16 protein-coding genes are annotated in these 15,718 nt (G+C 65.6%); 10 read left to right on the forward strand and 6 right to left on the reverse strand.

Going from position 1 to position 15,718, the window contains the following annotated elements; translation table 11 throughout:
- Window positions 1-143: 143 nt before the first annotated feature.
- The 3 genes from folC to Q7514_RS03430 all read right to left on the reverse strand — a co-directional run bounded on the left by folC (window position 144) and on the right by Q7514_RS03430 (window position 6,306).
- Complete coding sequence (folC, locus tag Q7514_RS03420) at window positions 144-1,586, reverse strand: bifunctional tetrahydrofolate synthase/dihydrofolate synthase (RefSeq protein ID WP_330131822.1); 1,443 nt, start codon at window positions 1,584-1,586, stop codon at window positions 144-146.
- Window positions 1,583-4,252 (reverse strand): valine--tRNA ligase, encoded by a 2,670-nt coding sequence (locus tag Q7514_RS03425; protein WP_330131823.1) that lies wholly within the window; start codon window positions 4,250-4,252, stop codon window positions 1,583-1,585. The genes folC and Q7514_RS03425 overlap by 4 nt, the downstream gene beginning before the upstream one ends.
- Window positions 4,253-4,314: 62 nt before the next feature.
- Window positions 4,315-6,306 (reverse strand): S9 family peptidase, encoded by a 1,992-nt coding sequence (locus tag Q7514_RS03430; protein ID WP_330131824.1) that lies wholly within the window; start codon window positions 6,304-6,306, stop codon window positions 4,315-4,317.
- A 168-nt stretch (window positions 6,307-6,474) separates the two neighbouring features.
- On the opposite strand from Q7514_RS03430, the gene Q7514_RS03435 reads away from it, so the two are divergent.
- The 6 genes from Q7514_RS03435 to Q7514_RS03460 all read left to right on the forward strand — a co-directional run bounded on the left by Q7514_RS03435 (window position 6,475) and on the right by Q7514_RS03460 (window position 10,500).
- Window positions 6,475-6,774, forward strand: a complete 300-nt coding sequence (locus tag Q7514_RS03435) for a hypothetical protein (protein WP_330131825.1) — start codon at window positions 6,475-6,477, stop codon at window positions 6,772-6,774.
- A gap of 124 nt (window positions 6,775-6,898) precedes the next feature.
- Window positions 6,899-7,690, forward strand: coding sequence for a bifunctional hydroxymethylpyrimidine kinase/phosphomethylpyrimidine kinase (thiD, locus tag Q7514_RS03440; protein ID WP_330131826.1), 792 nt, complete (start codon window positions 6,899-6,901; stop codon window positions 7,688-7,690).
- Between the two features lie 159 nt (window positions 7,691-7,849).
- Window positions 7,850-8,170: an SAV_915 family protein gene (locus Q7514_RS03445; RefSeq protein WP_330131827.1), complete on the forward strand. Its 321-nt coding sequence runs from the start codon at window positions 7,850-7,852 to the stop codon at window positions 8,168-8,170.
- Window positions 8,167-8,457 carry a hypothetical protein gene (locus Q7514_RS03450; RefSeq protein WP_330131828.1) on the forward strand — a complete coding sequence of 97 codons (291 nt, stop codon included), beginning with the start codon at window positions 8,167-8,169 and terminating at the stop codon, window positions 8,455-8,457. The genes Q7514_RS03445 and Q7514_RS03450 overlap by 4 nt, the downstream gene beginning before the upstream one ends.
- A 327-nt stretch (window positions 8,458-8,784) precedes the next feature.
- Window positions 8,785-9,531, forward strand: a complete 747-nt coding sequence (locus tag Q7514_RS03455; RefSeq protein ID WP_330131829.1) for a hypothetical protein — start codon at window positions 8,785-8,787, stop codon at window positions 9,529-9,531.
- 15 nt (window positions 9,532-9,546) lie between these two features.
- Window positions 9,547-10,500, forward strand: coding sequence for a hypothetical protein (locus Q7514_RS03460; protein WP_330131830.1), 954 nt, complete (start codon window positions 9,547-9,549; stop codon window positions 10,498-10,500).
- Window positions 10,501-10,775: 275 nt separating this feature from the next.
- On the opposite strand, the gene Q7514_RS03465 is transcribed toward Q7514_RS03460, so the two are convergent.
- Window positions 10,776-11,558, reverse strand: a complete 783-nt coding sequence (locus Q7514_RS03465; RefSeq protein ID WP_330131831.1) for an SAM-dependent methyltransferase — start codon at window positions 11,556-11,558, stop codon at window positions 10,776-10,778.
- Window positions 11,559-11,807: 249 nt separating this feature from the next.
- Between Q7514_RS03465 and Q7514_RS03470 the strand changes: the two genes are divergently transcribed.
- Window positions 11,808-13,205, forward strand: a complete 1,398-nt coding sequence (locus tag Q7514_RS03470) for a DUF4185 domain-containing protein (RefSeq protein WP_330131832.1) — start codon at window positions 11,808-11,810, stop codon at window positions 13,203-13,205.
- Window positions 13,206-13,359: 154 nt separating this feature from the next.
- On the opposite strand, the gene Q7514_RS03475 is transcribed toward Q7514_RS03470, so the two are convergent.
- Window positions 13,360-13,659 (reverse strand): hypothetical protein, encoded by a 300-nt coding sequence (locus tag Q7514_RS03475; RefSeq protein ID WP_330131833.1) that lies wholly within the window; start codon window positions 13,657-13,659, stop codon window positions 13,360-13,362.
- 138 nt (window positions 13,660-13,797) lie between these two features.
- Here Q7514_RS03475 and Q7514_RS03480 point away from each other — a divergent pair, with 138 nt between their 5' ends.
- The 3 genes from Q7514_RS03480 to Q7514_RS03490 all read left to right on the forward strand — a co-directional run bounded on the left by Q7514_RS03480 (window position 13,798) and on the right by Q7514_RS03490 (window position 15,141).
- Entirely contained in the window at window positions 13,798-14,088 is a 291-nt protein-coding gene (locus Q7514_RS03480) for a hypothetical protein (RefSeq protein WP_330131834.1), read from the forward strand.
- 76 nt (window positions 14,089-14,164) lie between these two features.
- Window positions 14,165-14,338 (forward strand): hypothetical protein, encoded by a 174-nt coding sequence (locus tag Q7514_RS03485; protein WP_330131835.1) that lies wholly within the window; start codon window positions 14,165-14,167, stop codon window positions 14,336-14,338.
- Between the two features lie 173 nt (window positions 14,339-14,511).
- Entirely contained in the window at window positions 14,512-15,141 is a 630-nt protein-coding gene (locus tag Q7514_RS03490) for a hypothetical protein (RefSeq protein WP_330131836.1), read from the forward strand.
- A gap of 114 nt (window positions 15,142-15,255) precedes the next feature.
- Here Q7514_RS03490 and Q7514_RS03495 read toward each other — a convergent pair whose 3' ends face one another.
- Window positions 15,256-15,582, reverse strand: a complete 327-nt coding sequence (locus tag Q7514_RS03495; RefSeq protein WP_330131837.1) for an amphi-Trp domain-containing protein — start codon at window positions 15,580-15,582, stop codon at window positions 15,256-15,258.
- Between the last annotated feature and the right edge of the window lie 136 nt (window positions 15,583-15,718).

Below are 15,718 nucleotides of genomic sequence, written 5' to 3' on the forward strand. Positions count from 1 at the left end.
ACCCCGGAATCCCTTCCACGGGTCGGTCGTCGGCGGGAGGAACTCCGGGGTCTCGGCGCCGGCCTGCGCCGTCTCGTTGCCGTCGGAGAGCTCGGAGTTGTCGCCGGACGTAGGGTTGTCCCCAGCCCTTGGGTTATCGCTGCTCACGCAGGGTCCTTTCCGAAAAGTGTGCGCGCCGCTCCGGCAGTGACGACCGAGCCGGTCACTACGACGCCGGCGCCCGACACCGCTTCGCCCGGCTCGCCGACCTCCTCCGCGATCGCGATGGCGGTCTCGATCGCATCGGGCAGGTTCCCTGCGGTGACCACGCGTTCGTCACCGAAACGCGCGACTGCGACGTTAGCGAGATCATCGACGTCCATGGCGCGCGGCGAACCGTTGTGGGTAACCACGATCTCGTCGAGTACCGGCTCGAGTGCCTCGATGAGCCCCGCGACGTCCTTGTCGACCATCACGCTGACCACGCCGACGAGCTTGCGGAAATCGAACTCTCCTGCCAGCGCTGCGGCGAGGGCCTTGGCGCCGTGCGGATTGTGCGCGGCGTCGAGGAACACTGTCGGGGCGTTCCGCACCCGTTCGAGGCGGCCCGGGTTGACGACCGACGCGAAGGCTTCGCGCACGGTGTCGACGTCGAGCTGCTTGTCGGGGCCTGCCCCGAAGAAAGCTTCGACGGCGGCAAGGGCGAGTGATGCATTGAACGCCTGATGCTCGCCGTGAAGCGGCAGGAAGATGTCGGTGTACAGACCGCCGAGCCCCTGCAGATCGATCTGCTGCCCCCCGACCGCGACAGCGCGGCGCACTACGGAGAACTCCGAGCCCTGGCGGGCGACCGCAGCATCGGCCTCGACAGCCTGCCGCAGCAACACATCCATCGCTTCGGGTTCCTGCTGCGCGATGATCGCGACGGTGTCGCGGGGCACGAGCCCGTCCTCGGGTGCCTTCTTGATGATCCTGGCCTTCTCCCCCGCGATCTCGGTGAGGGACTCACCCAGATACCCGGTGTGGTCGATGCCGATCGGGGTGATCACGGCAACCTGACCGGTGACGACGTTCGTGGCGTCCCAGCGTCCGCCCAGTCCCACCTCGACGACGGCGACGTCGACGGGCGCATCGGCGAACGCCGCGAAGGCCATCGCGGTGGTCACCTCGAACTTGCTCATCTTCGGACCGCCCGCAGCCTCGGACTGTTCATCGACCATCCGGACATACGGTTCGATGTCGCGGTAGGTGTCGACGTAGATGCGCGGCGAGATCGGGGCGCCGTCGACGCTGATCCGTTCTGTGGCGATCTGCAGGTGCGGGCTTGTCGTCCGACCGGTCCGATGTTGCATCCGGGTCAGCAGCGCATCGATCATCCGGGCCACCGAGGTCTTGCCGTTCGTCCCCGCGACGTGGATCGACGGGTAGTTGTTCTGCGGCGAACCGAGGATGTCCATCAACGCGGCGATCCTGGCGAGCGACGGCTCGATCTTCGTCTCCGGCCAGCGTTGGTCGAGTTCCGCTTCGACCAGCGTCAACTCCGCGAGGTCGACCGGGGACGGCGCCTCCGGCCGATCCGAGGATGCCGGATTGTCGTCGGCACTCATGCCTGCCCCAGCTCCTTCAGCCGCGCGGTGATGCGGGCGATTTCTTCCTCGGCGATCTGCTTGCGGCCCGTGATCTTCTCGACGACCGGCGCAGGCGCCTTCGACAGGAAGGCCTCGTTGCCGAGCTTGGCCGTCGTACCGGCGAGTTCCTTCTCCGCTGCCGCGAGGTCCTTGCGCAGACGCGCGATCTCCGCGCCGATGTCGATCGTGCCCGAGGTGTCGAGCTCGACGGTGACAGTGGCGCGACTCAGGCGCACCTCGATCGATGCCGACGCGCTGAAACCGCCCTCCGGTGGGGTGAGCCGCGCCAGCGACTGCACAGCCGGGACGTGCGCCTCGAGATCAGCGGAATCGACGCTCACGAGGCGGGCCGCGACCTTCTGCGACGGCTTGAGTCCCTGATCGCTACGGAAACGGCGGATCTCGGTGACGAGTTTCTGCAGATCTTCGATCCGGCGGGAGGAGTCGGCGTCGGCCACGACACCGGATGCCGCCGGCCACTCGGCGATCACGAGGGATTCGCCGCCGGTCAGCACCTTCCACAGGGTCTCGGTGACGAACGGGATCACCGGGTGCAGCAGGCGCAGCAGTGCGTCGAGAACCGTACCGAGGACGACCTTGGTGCCGTCCACGTGGGCGCTGCCCTCGGCGAGCTGGACCTTGGCGAGCTCGAGATACCAGTCGCAGACCTCGTCCCACGCGAAGTGATAGAGCGCCTCGCAGGCCTTGGAGAATTCGTAGCGGTCGAATGCCTCGTCGACCTCGGTGCGGACCTGTTCGAGCCGATCGAGGATCCAGCGGTCGGCGTCGGTGAGAGCATCGCGTGCAGGAAGTTCCCCGTTGACCGCGCCGTTCATCAGCGCGAACTTGGTCGCATTGAACAGCTTGTTCGCGAAGTTCCGGGACGACTGCGCGTGGTCTTCACCCACCGCGAGATCGCTGCCGGGGTTCGCACCGCGCGCAAGGGTGAAGCGCAGGGCATCGGCGCCGAACCGGTCTACCCAGTCGAGAGGATCGATACCGTTGCCGCGCGACTTCGACATCTTCTTGCCGAACTGGTCGCGAACGAGGCCGTGCAGGAACAGGTCCTTGAACGGAACCGTTCCGCCCTCACCGCCGCCCAGGGCCTCGTCACCGGAGACGTAGGTGCCGAACATCATCATGCGGGCGACCCAGAAGAACAGGATGTCGTAGCCGGTGACGAGAACGCTTGTGGGATAGAACTTGTCGAGCTCGGAGGTCTGCGCCGGCCAGCCCATGGTGGAGAACGGCCACAGACCCGAGGAGAACCACGTGTCGAGCACGTCGGTGTCCTGCTCCCAGCCCTCGGGGGCTGTCTCGTCGGGGCCGAAGCACTCGACCTCGCCGTCGGGGCCGTACCAGATCGGGATGCGGTGACCCCACCACAGCTGACGCGAGATGCACCAGTCGTGCATGTTGTCGATCCAGTCGAACCAGCGCGGTTCCTGGCTCTTGGGGTGGATCACCATGTCGCCGCCGCGCACAGCGTCACCCGCGGACTTGGCGAGGGCGTCGACCTTGACCCACCACTGCATCGACAGGCGCGGCTCGATGGTCTCGCCGGAACGTTCCGAGTGTCCGACGCTGTGGAGGTAGGGGCGCTTCTCGGCGACGACGCGGCCTTGCTCGGCAAGTTCCTCACGGATCCGGACGCGGGCTTCGAAGCGGTCCATGCCGTCGAATCGGGTGCCCGAGTCGGCGATCTTGCCGGTCTTGTCCATGATCGTGGGCATCGGCAGGTTGTGCCGCAGGCCCATCTCGAAGTCGTTGGGATCGTGTGCCGGGGTGATCTTCACGGCGCCTGTACCGAACTCGGGGTCGACGTACTCGTCGGCGATGATCGGGATCTGCCGGCCGGTGATCGGGTGCTCGAGGGTGGTGCCCAGGAGGTGCTTGTAGCGCTCATCGTCCGGGTGGACGGCCACCGCGGTATCGCCGAGCATCGTCTCGACACGAGTGGTCGCGACGATGACGTGAGGTCCGTCGTCGTCGAGGGATCCGTAGCGCAGGGAAACGAGTTCGCCCTCGACCTCTTCGAACTTGACCTCGATGTCGGAGATCGCGGTCTGTAACACCGGTGACCAGTTCACGAGTCGCTCGGCGCGGTAGATGAGGCCGTCGTCGTACATCCGCTTGAAAATGGTCTGTACGGCGCGGGACAACCCCTCGTCCATCGTGAAGCGGTCGCGGGACCAGTCCACTCCATCACCGATGCGTCGCATCTGGCCCTGGATGGTGCCGCCGGACTCACGCTTCCAGTCCCAGACCTTGTCGATGAACAGTTCGCGGCCGAAGTCTTCCTTGGTCTTGCCGTCGACCGCGAGTTGTTTCTCGACCACGGTCTGCGTCGCGATGCCGGCGTGGTCCATGCCGGGCAACCACAGCACCTCGTAGCCCTGCATCCGCTTGCGGCGCGTGAGAGCATCCATCAGCGTGTGGTCGAGCGCGTGGCCCATATGCAGACTGCCGGTGACGTTCGGAGGCGGCAGCACGATCGAGTATCCCGGCTTGTCGCTCGCCGGGTCGGCCTCGAAGTACCCGGCGTCGACCCAGCCCTGATACAACTCACCTTCTACTGCGCTGGGGTCCCAGCTCTTGGGGAGGGCGTCGGCGGGGTTCTGCGGGTTCTCTGGCGCACTGGTCACCCGACAATCGTAAGCGGATGGCCCAAATCACCAGGACACGGCCCGAGGAGTGCCTTCCGGGCTCACCCGAGGACCTCCGGCAGCTCGATCGGCGCACCGAGGACGTGTTCGGACAAGAATGCCTCGACGGCCCGATACCAGATCTTGGTGTGTTGTGGGCTGAGCACCCAGTGGTTCTCGTTGGGGAAGAGCAGGAAACGGTGGGCGGTGGTGCCGTCGTCCTCGGCGGGCAAACCGGATTCGTTGAGCAACTCGTACCAGAGGCGCAGTGCTTCCCCGATCGGCACACGGTAGTCCTTGTCGCCGTGGATGACGAGCATCGGCGTGACGATGTCGGCGACATACAGATGCGGCGAGTTCTCGACGGCCATCTCGGGTGTCATCTCCCGCTGCCAATACCACGCGACGTCGGTGGTAGGGACGAACTGATCGAGAGCCCACAGGCCGGCGTGCGTGACGATCGCCCGGAAGCGGTCGGTGTGCCCCGCAACCCAGTTGGCCATGTACCCACCGAAGGATCCACCCATCGCGGCGGTACGCGCGGCGTCGATGTCGGGGCGAGCCTCGACGGTGTCGGTGATCGCCATGAGGTCGGTGTAGGGCTCCTTGCCCCAACGGCCCCATCCGCGGCGAATGAAGTCGTCGCCGTATCCGGTCGACAGCGCCGGGTCGGGCAGCAGCACCGCGTAGCCGCGCGCGACCAGCAGCCACGGATTCCATCGCCACGACCACGTGTTCCAACTGCTCAGCGGCCCGCCGTGGATCCACACCAGCAGCGGCGCCGGGGCATCCGCCGTCGCGGTGTCCGGGAGAGCCAGCCACCCGCGCACGGGAGTACCGTCGTCGGCCGTCGAGACGATGTCGGTGAGTCGCCCTGACAGATCCGGTAGTTCCGCGGGTACCCGCAGCGGTGTCACCGTTCCGGCGTCGGGGCCGGTCAGCGCGACACGCACGGGATGCGGTGGCGCCCCATAGGACGCACGCAGCGCATACAGCGTCGAGCCATCCGGTGCGACGGACACATCGGTGTACGCGGCGTCATCGAGGGTGAGCTGTTCCGGACGATCGGTTCCGGACCGCAGCACGAAGATAGGGCCTCGACCCTTCTCGTCGGCGGTCAGAACGAGACCCGCACCATCGGGCAGCCACGCGATCGAGGTGGGTCGGCGGTCCCAGTCGCGTGCTTCGACGGTGGTGATGCCGTCGGCGACGTCGAGGATGCGCAGTGTGATCCGCGGCGGTGTGTCCGGATCACTCAGCGATTCGTGTAGATATGCGAGCTTGGTCCCGTCCTGCGAGAGCGCCGGGTGTGTTGCGTCGCCGGTGTCGTCGTCGACGAGCGGAGTGCGCAGTCCGGTGGTCAGGTCGACCCGCACGAGGGTGGTGCGTCGCGAGGCGAGAGGCCCGGCCACGACCCAGGTGGACGCCGCGAACGAGCCGTCGGCGGCGACGTCGAGTTGCGCGTCGCGTAGCGAACTCCGGACACCGGGTGTCAGGTCGGTGAGCTCGCCGTCGGTGCCGACGGTGAGCAGATGCGGGCGGTCGGGGCCGAGGTCGTGATCCCAGTACCGCACCGGGTAGCCGGTGTGCATCACGGCCGAGACCTTGCGGTCCTTGCGGGCAGCGCGGACGCGTTCGTCGTCGGTGTCGCTGTGGCCGAGCACGTTCGCGGCGAGCACGATCCGGTCTGCGCGCGTGGCAGCATGCACTCCCGCAATCCCGCCGTTGCGAGCGACCACCTTCTCGGCCTCACCACAGGCAGCGGGGAGACGCCACAATGAGGGCGGCTCGTCGTCCCCGCCCCGGGCGGCGGTGAACAGCAGATCGCCGCGCGCGGTAAAAGTCGGGTTCGACTCCCCCTTCTCTCCCTGTGTCAACCGGCGGGCGGGTTCGCCGCCCAGCGGGTCGATCTCCCACAGCGCACCGACGTACGAGGTCGCCGTGTCGTCGAGAGTCGATTGCGCGAGAACCAGCCGGGCACCGTCGGGCGACATCACGAGCCTCGTGGCACGCGGTAGCGCAAGGTAGTCGTCGAGGTCGTCGAAGGCCGTCATGCCCAGAACCTTAGAGCGCGTCCGAGAACTCCGGCACGAGTCACGCCGTTCGATCGACTCGGCCGAGACGGTGACGATCGTGGCGAGGGACAATTTCGCAGTGGGGCTACCGTGAAGGGAAAGCCGGACGAACACCCCGTCTGGACGAACACGCTGTAAGGAGATCCCATGGCCCTGAGCAAGACCGCCGTGTCCGCCCTCGCCGCAGGCGGACTCGTCGGCGGCTACGCCGTCGCACGTCGCACAGGTAACCGTCCGCTCGGGGGCACTGTGCTCGGCGTCGTCGGCGCCGTGTGTGGGACACAGTGGGCACGCACGAGCGGTCCTGCCCGCACCGCCGCGCTCGTCGCCACCTATCTGGGCGCGTTCGGCGCGTCCCATCCCTTGGCGAAGCAGCTCGGGGCCTGGCCGGCGGTCGGCGTCGTCGCCGCGGGCACCGCAGTGGCGTCGCAGCTCGTCAGCAGGTGACACCCGGCACCGTGCGGACGCTCTGAGAGACGTGATCACCGGGCGTCCGGTCGTCGGTTGTAACCTGGTCGTTCGACGAGACAGTTCGGGTTTCGTCTCCCCGATATCGAACGGAGAACGTACAGTGGTCGATCTCGCATATGTCATCGCCGGGTCGGAAGCGACCGGCGGCGCAGGCCTGCAGGTCGACCTCAAGACGTTCCAGCAGCTCGGGGTGTACGGCGTCGGCACAGCGACGTGCATCGTTTCGTTCGATCCGAAGGACAACTGGGGACACCGCTTCTTCCCTGTGCCCGCCGAGGTCATCGCCGATCAGATCGAGGCCGCCACGTCCGCGCACGACATGGATGTCGTGAAGATCGGAATGCTCGGCACACCCGCGACCATCGACGTCGTCGCGGACGGGCTGGGCAAATCCTCTTGGCGACACGTGGTGCTCGATCCGGTCCTGATCTGTAAGGGTCAGGAACCCGGTGCTGCACTCGACACCGACAACGCATTGCGCCGGCAGATCCTGCCGCACGCGACGGTGATCACCCCGAACCTGTTCGAAGCCCAGACACTGTCGGGGATGGCGTCCATCGAGTCCGTCGAAGACCTGACGGAAGCAGCGCGCCGTATCCACGATCTCGGCCCGAAGTATGTGGTCGCGAAGGGCGGCGTGGAGCTGCCCGGCGACGAAGCGGTCGATGTCTTGTTCGACGGCGAGCACATCACCCTCCTGACCGCCCCGAAGGTCGGAAACGAACGCGTGTCCGGTGCCGGATGCACGCTCGCGGCTGCCATCACCGCGGAGCTCGCGAAGGGCACCGAGGTAGCCGAGGCAGTGAAGGCCGCAAAGGATTTCGTCACGAACGGCATCAAGGGTCGCGTGTCGGCGCACACCCCGTTCGACACGGTCTGGCAGGGCGCGTAGCTGCACCCGTGCGTGCTCTTGGTAGCCCTTGATACCTCGAGCGCACACGACGTATCGCGTCTTGCTGCCCGGTCGGGAATCGATCTTGCTATTGTCGGCGTCGACGTGTTCGGCCTGGGGGGGTCGAGCATTTGCTGACACGATCATGGGGGGATCATCGTGACCGACGCACCACCGGTGCTGCCGCCGTATCTGTATCTTCTGTGCGCCCAGGCGGTTTCCGACCCGGCTGATGCCGTCGTCGATCTGAGATACCTCAGCGACGGCCGCATAGCATTGCTCGCCTACACGGCCCTCGATCGTCCGGTGTCCTGCTGCGGCGACATGCAACCCTGGCTTGTCGTTCCCGCGCAGCTACTCCCACGACTGCGCGAGGTGTACTCATGGGACGTGCTCGTGCTCGACATCGAGATCCCCGAGCACGAACACCGGGGCGCGTACCACAACGGGAACACACCGACGCCGCAGGCCACGCGATGACGTTGTACGTCGATCCCGACGAACTCGACCGTGCCGCAGAACGATACGAAACATCCGCCAATGCTGCAGCCGATATCGGTCGACATCTCCCCGATTCGGTGCGCGCAGGTGCCGCGACGGGCGCACTCAACGGAATGCTCGCGCAGGTGGCCGCCGACCTCGCCGGTCTCGTCGCGACACTCGGTTCGAGTGGGATGGTTCTCGGCGGATGCGGGGCCGCATACCGCCGAACCGACGACGACACTGCTGCGTACCTCGTGGCCCGCCTGTCCGACATGGACGAGTGATCCGATGCCGATCGACACATTCATCGACGGCGATCCCGCAGACATCTCCCGGATCGGAGAATGGGTCCGCCGAAGTCTTGCGGCCGCTGTCGAGAGCACAGGGGACGACGCAGCCGCCGCCCGTCGGATCGCCGGCGATGCGTGGGACGGTGATGCGTCCGAGGAGTTCCTTCGAGTGGCCACTGATCTCGTCCACTCCATCGACGGCTTCCAGAACGAGGTCCTCGACATTGCAGGTCGGTTCGATCAGATCGCCGCCGCCTCGGCTTCGGTGCTCACCGATATGGCGGAGCTCTGCGACGAGCCGCGGCCTCGGGATTGTCCTTGGTGTGCAACACCATTGCCGATCCCGCCCCCGATTCGGACGAGACCGTCCTCCGCGCGTACAACGACGCCGCAGCCGCGGCGCAGGACATTCACGCGCGCTGGGCGCGTGAGGTGGCCGCAGTCGCCAACCGATGGGCGAGTGAATCGTGGGCCGCGTCGTTCACCACCAGTACCGGACTCGATTACCTGACCGCAGAATTGAAGAAGACGGTGCAAGGTCTCGCAGAAAGGGCCGAGGGCTTCGCGCGGCAATCTCTGCGGTCGATGCAGTATGTGCTCGACCTACCCGACGGGACGCCGTACGACGAGGTGCGGCGGCTCTACGGGGTAGCTCAGGGCACCGCCGACGATCTCGCCGCAACCACTACACGCCACGCACAGCTGGCGGACGTTCCGGGGAGGATGACCGTCGGCGTGGGAGCGCTGAGCCTCGTCGCCGGTGTCGGTGTCGACTACTACGGCGGTGGAGAATCACTCGAGCAAGCCGTGGTCTCCAACTCCGCCGGCCTCGCGACTTCGATTGCCGCTGGAGCACTGATCGGATCAGCATTTCCCGGGGTCGGCACCCTCGGCGGCGCGCTGGCCGGGACAGTGGTCGGCATCTTCGCCTCAGGCGGGGTCGACCATCTCTACGAAGACTCCTCGGCCGGCATCATGAGCACACTCGACGCCGGCGGCAGCGAATTGGTCGAAGCCGCAATCTCCCTCAAAGATCTCGGGGTCGCGGTCGGTGGGCTGGTGAGCTAAGAGAAGGACACACGAATGCATTCTGACGAACACACCCGATTCGCAGCATACGGAAGCCGACTGGTCTACGGTGCGTCCCTGATCACCGGATACTGGACGCTCATGACCCTCGGGCTCCTGATCGGGGCCGTCATCGAGAACGCTCTCCTGGGCCGACACCCGGTCCTTCCTGAAATGGCCTTACTTGTGCTGGCCATGGGGATCTTCTCTGTCATCTATCCGATCTCCGGCTTCCTCATGTACAGTCCCCGAACCCGGTTCGCCGACATCACCGTCGGTACCGACCAGGATGTTCCCGCCCTCATGCTGCGCCAGTCCGGGCTGATCTACATCCTGTCCGTCATGCAACTCGCCGCGGCCACCGCAGTGCTGATCATGATGGTGAATCTCGGATTCGGCCCTGGACCCCACCCGTTTGCCTCAGGATGGACACTGATGATCATCATCGTCTCAGGCTGGCAGGTGGGAGTCGTTGCCCTGATGGCGCTTCGTCGTATCCGTCCCGGCTACATCGCCATCCGGCATGACGGGATTCGGATACGGGGTTACGTCAACGATGCGTGGGTGCCCTGGGACAGCGTCAGTCCATACTTGTTCAACAGCGACAGCCTGTTCGCCAGGGTCCACATCGAACCCGAGCACCGAGTGGTCATCTCCTCCCGCGTGCCGCGCATGTGGATGAGCATCGACAAGCGCCAAACCTTTCATGCTCACCCGTCACGGCCACGCAAGCCCATCATCACCGTCAGCACCGATCGTCGCCGCTACCGTATTGCTCCCGAAATCATCGACGCAGCCCTCAACCACTACACCGAAAACCCCACAGTCCGCGAGGAACTGCGCGACGCCGCGGCCATCGCACGCACCGTCGACACCCTTCGCTCCCACGCGCCCAAGACATGGTGGCGATCCCAGACACGACCCGTGCCCCTCCCCACTCTCACGGTGGATCCCCACCAACTCCCATGACCAGGCCATACCCCCACTCCCACAGACTCGCTGGTGTCAACGGCATCTGAATTCTGACGCCTCCTCAGCATCCGTGATGAGGCTCGCCGAGGATCTCACCCGATCGGCTGACCGCTCGGCAATTGTTCGCCAGCGCCCTCATCGAACCCGAACATCGAGTGGTTCCGGGTTGCCCCCGAAATCGCATTGGAGCGAGAGCGACGCACCGACCACAGATCGGGTCTCTGGTTCGGTTGCGCGGTCAACACTGGCTGCCTCGATACGATCCGAAGAGCTCAGGTGGAGGGCTTGCGCGCAATCACAATGCCGAAGCTTGTCCATCGACCTGCATCGACGCGCAGAGTGGTCGGGTCGCCGTCGGGGTCGGCTTTGGCGAAGGGGTCATGGCGCGCGAATTCGTCCCACCATTCAGTGGCATCGGGAGCGTACTCCGCATGGACTATTTCGAACCCCGCCGCAGCGACGTGGGCAACGGTGCTCGTCAGATCGCTGAAGCACTCGGCCCAGGAGAATTCTCCCCGCGTCACATACGGACGCAGGTCGTCGGGCAGGGGCACCTCCAGATGCATGGGTTCGCCGAGTCCGAACACCCCGCGCGGCGCAAGTACACGATGGATCTCGCGAAGCGCGGCAAGATATCCCGCCTCGCCTTCCATGGCGCGGATCATCTCCAGTGCGGTGGTGGAGTACGCGAAATCGAAGGATCCGGTAGCCAACCGGGTGTCGGGAACACCTGCCTGCAAGGCGAGTACCCGGCCACCGACGTCCCACGTGCGGGCGTTGTCAACGATGTGGTCGACCATCGGACGTCCGTCCTCCCGATCGTCCCACGGGTCGAGCGCGAGTGCAGTGACGCCGTACTCCTTGGCCAGGAAACACGTCTGCAAACCCCGATTGGCGCCGATGTCGACCAACGCTGCACCTTCCCGCAGTTCCATCGCGTCGGCCATGTACTCGGCCAAGCGCAACCCGCCCGGCCCACTGCACTGGGCGTAGACATGATCGAGATCCGGATAGGCGTCGGCGCGGCGCTGTGACCCAGTACTCGAGATGTGCATGGAGACGAGCCTGTACTACATTCCGGCCCTCTGCAACGGAATAAATGGACCCAGCGCGGTCTCGCTCGATCCTCTCCAGGGACGACGTACTCATCGAACGGTGTCGTTTCCACTCTCGCGGCGGTCGACATTTTCACGACACTGGTGAATCAATTTTCTCTCCAACACCAACAGTCACAGTGGAAACATGGTTTCCTGGGCGGAGTGAATAGTCCCGCGACCACCTCAACGTCACGACGAGGAGGGCACATGCCCACGCGCACATGCTGGTCCAGGCCGGTCCGAACATCCGCACGCCGAGTCCGGGGCACGGTCCTGGCGACCGGGGTCGCGTTGCTGCTCGCATCGAGCGTCGCGGCGCCGGTCACCGCTCAACCGCTCGGCGGTTCTTCGGGATCATCCGGATCCTCCGGCGCGCCGGGGTCCTCAGGCTCCGCGGACTCACCGGGCGGCCCCTGCGGGCAGAGCGCAGGCAGTTCGCTCGGCCGGGCCCTGCCGTGGCTGACCGGCGCACCGGACGGCAGGCTCCCGGTCCTGACGGGTCGCACGCAGGCCGTGGAGATGATGACGGGCCCAGGCAGCCCGAACGACACCATCGACCGTTTCAACGTCTCCGGCACCGACCTCGGCATCATGTGGGACAACGACGGTGCGGGCGGCGCGCGACACACGCTGATCGCGTTCGGAGACACCGTCGGCGACTGCGACGCCGACGGCGACGACTGGCGGTCCAATGTCCTGTTCCGCAGCTCCACCACCGACATCGGTGCCGGCATCCGCATCGACTCGTCCCCATTGGACGGGCCGAACAACTCCAAGGCCATCATTCCCGGGTTCGGCATACCCGGCGAGTACACCGTCATCCCGACCGCCGCCGTCGCAGTGGACGGTGTCCAGTACATGCGCGTCATGGGCGTCCAGTCGTGGGACGAGCCCGGCTCCTGGACCACGCTGTATTCGGCGCTCTGGACGTCCACCGACAACGGCGAGAACTGGACACCCAATCCGCTCACCGTGCGCGCCAACGTCCCGATCGACCTGCCTGGTGTCCCCAATGTCGATGCCCGTAACGCCGACTTCCAGCAGAGTGCGTTCGTCAAGCCCGGCGACGGTTTCGTCTACGAGTACGGGACGCCGTCCGGCAGGCACGGCAGTGCATTGCTCGCGCGGGTGCCCGAGGCCGATATCGAGAACCTTGCCGCGTACACGTACTGGAACGGAACCACGTGGGTTCCCGAACTGGCGCAGGCGGTTCCGGTGATTCCCTCGCCCGTCAGCGAACTGTCCGTGCAGTGGAACGACTACCTCGGCAAATACGTCGCCATGTATACCGATGCCACCAACTCTCTCGTCATCCGGCAGGCCGACCGACCCGAGGGGCCGTGGAGCGGCACCCAGACGATCCTGTCGGGCGTCCTCGTGCCGTCACTGTACGGCGGATTCATGCACCCGTGGACCAGCGGCCAGTACCTCGACTTCGTCGCCACCACCTGGGACCGCTACAACGTGATCCAGTTCCGCACCGACCTCAACGGTCTGCAGATGGCGGCCACCGACCAGGCCGACCGTCCCGACCCGGCGGTCACCGGTGAGTCCCGGCGTGTCGGCACCGAACTCCCCGGCGGCGAAGTAGTGCCGACCGAGTAGCCGCACCGGGGAGGACGCCTGCCCGTCGGTGGCATCGCTCGCCGCGTATGCGCGGATGAGCGAGCGGCGGGTGCGGCACTGCCTCGCCGCACGGCCGAGCGGTGCGGTGTGGCTGCCGACGGCAGCGAGCCGTCGGCAACCCGGCCCGGCCGGTTCAGGCCGTTTCAGCGATGATCAGCGCCGTGACATAGCCGCTGTACTTGTCGTCGAAGTTCTTGTCTGCGTATTGGCATTCGACGTTGAAGACAACCGTGCCGCCCGAGATCCGCACGAGGTCCGTGTCGACCTCGACGATGTTGATGTGATGGTCATCGTCGTCGTAGTCGATCTTGAACCCGTTGAGGGCCACGCCTGCACGAACGACACGGCCGGAGAACGACACCGTCGACTGGATGCTTCTGCGTCCCGTACCCAACGGAATTGTTATCGACGGGGTCGCGAACTGGATTGCCATGGGAATTCCTCTCCTCGTACACCTGCGGCGAAAACCGCTGTGTCCAATGTGAAAGGTCGTCGGAACTACAACCAGCTACCCGAGGGCTGATTCTCTCCCACCCTGACCGTCCGATCGTCGTCGACAACGCGCTTCCCAGTGGCGCTCACGCCCGGCGCGGCAGATGCGATATCCAAGGTCGACAAGTTCGTCAGCCTGAACGACCGGGACGGCGAGCTCTACCGCGGAGCCGTCGAAGTCGGCATCGAATCCGGAACGCATGTGTGGTCCACGATTTCGAACGAGGACTCGCGCTACGTCTACGCCGCGATCTACTCGGTCTCCTACCCCCCGTTCTCGGGCAGCAAAGCAGCTGCGCCGCAGTACACCCTGGTCGCCAGGGACGAGAATCACAACAGGTACGGCGGATACAACTCCGCGATTGCGTAGAGGCCCGCCCGTCGAACGACGTGGCCGGCCTGTTGCGCAGGGCCGGCTCGGACGCACCGTGCGCGCGATCTTCTCCATGAACGAGCAGCTCGATATCGGCGTCGACCGGGGAAGTCCGGTCACGGAGGAGATCGCCCGGAGAGGAAGGTTCTCATTCACCGGCACATTGCGGGATCTCCGAATTGAGCTCGCCCAGGGTGGCGGCGTGCCTGAGGCCGAGCGTCGAAGGGTCGAGATGGCGACACACTGAGCAGAGGCCGAATCTCACCGGAGCCCGCCATCCCGACGCGCGCCTCGCTCACAGCTGTGAAGATTGCTCACCACAAGGAACAGCTACTGCCCATTGCCTTCAGCGGAACGTAGGCGCAGTGTGAACATAGGAAACGACCGGCGGCGCCGTGTCGGCGCCGCCCTGACAGAAGGGTGCCGATCATGTTCGCACGCTCCACCACCGTTCATGCCCGTCCGTCCTACATCGACGCCGGGATCAAGCACGTACGCGACATCGTGATGCCTGCACTGACCGACATCGACGGTTGCCTCGGAATGTCCCTGCTGATCGATCGCAACTCCGGTCAGTGCATCGCAACCAGCTCGTGGCGGGACGAGGAATCACTACGTGCCGGCGAAGGACCGGTGCAGACATTGCGTCACGACGCTGCCGAAGTCTTCCACGGCACCACGGAAGTCTCCCGGTGGGAGATCGCAGTCATGCACCGCGACCACCATTCCGAGCGCGGGGCCTGCTGCCGCGTCACGTGGATCAAGACCGAGCCGGCACATATCGACCGCGGTATCGACGTCTGGAAGATGGCCGGGCTGCCCGCAATGGAGGAGCTCGACGGGTTCTGCAGCGCAGCTCTGATGTTCGATCGTGCCTCCGGCCGCGGTGTGTCGTCGCTGACGTTCGACAGCGCGGAGGCAATGGAACACAACAGAGAGCGCGTCGACGCGATCCGCGATGCAGGGGTTCGCGAGGCGGGCGCGCAGGTGCTGGCCACCCACCAGTTCGAACTCGCCATCGCGCATCTGCACGTACCGGAAATGGCGTAGCACGAGAGAATTCCTCCATTGCACCCGGCCGCGAACGCAATCCGGGCAACCGAGAAGGAGCGGCTGCGAACCCGATCGGATCTTACCCAGCAAGGATTCGATCGGGTTCACCGTTCATTTGGCTGCGCTCTTGCGCGGCCTCCCACGACGCACCGCTTTAGCCGGAGGCGTTGTCGCCGAATGCGATTGCGACTCGGACGCCGATTCCGCGGGCGGATCATCACGCCAGCTGATCTCGATCTCGATTTCGATCTCGTCGCCGTCGACTTCTATCTCGAGTTCCCACTGGACCCTGTCGGCGACGACGATTTCGATCGAGTCACCGCCTGAGCCCATTTCTACCTCGGAGCCGCCGGCAAGGGCATGCCCGAGCGCGATGAGGCGATCGGACACTTCCTTCCGGGAGAGCTCGGACTTGCGCTTGATCTCCAGCTTCGGCACGACGACTCCTGACCTCGGCGCAGTGTGTACCCACCGTACTCCCGCAAGTGGTGTCGCCAGTCCGAATACGTTCGATGGGACTCTCCTCCGCCTCCATGGGTTTCCTCGGGTCGTCGACGCGAGGAAACCCGCGGGG

Source organism: Rhodococcus artemisiae (assembly GCF_036327795.1).
Taxonomy (GTDB): Bacteria; Actinomycetota; Actinomycetes; order Mycobacteriales; family Mycobacteriaceae; genus Rhodococcus; species Rhodococcus artemisiae.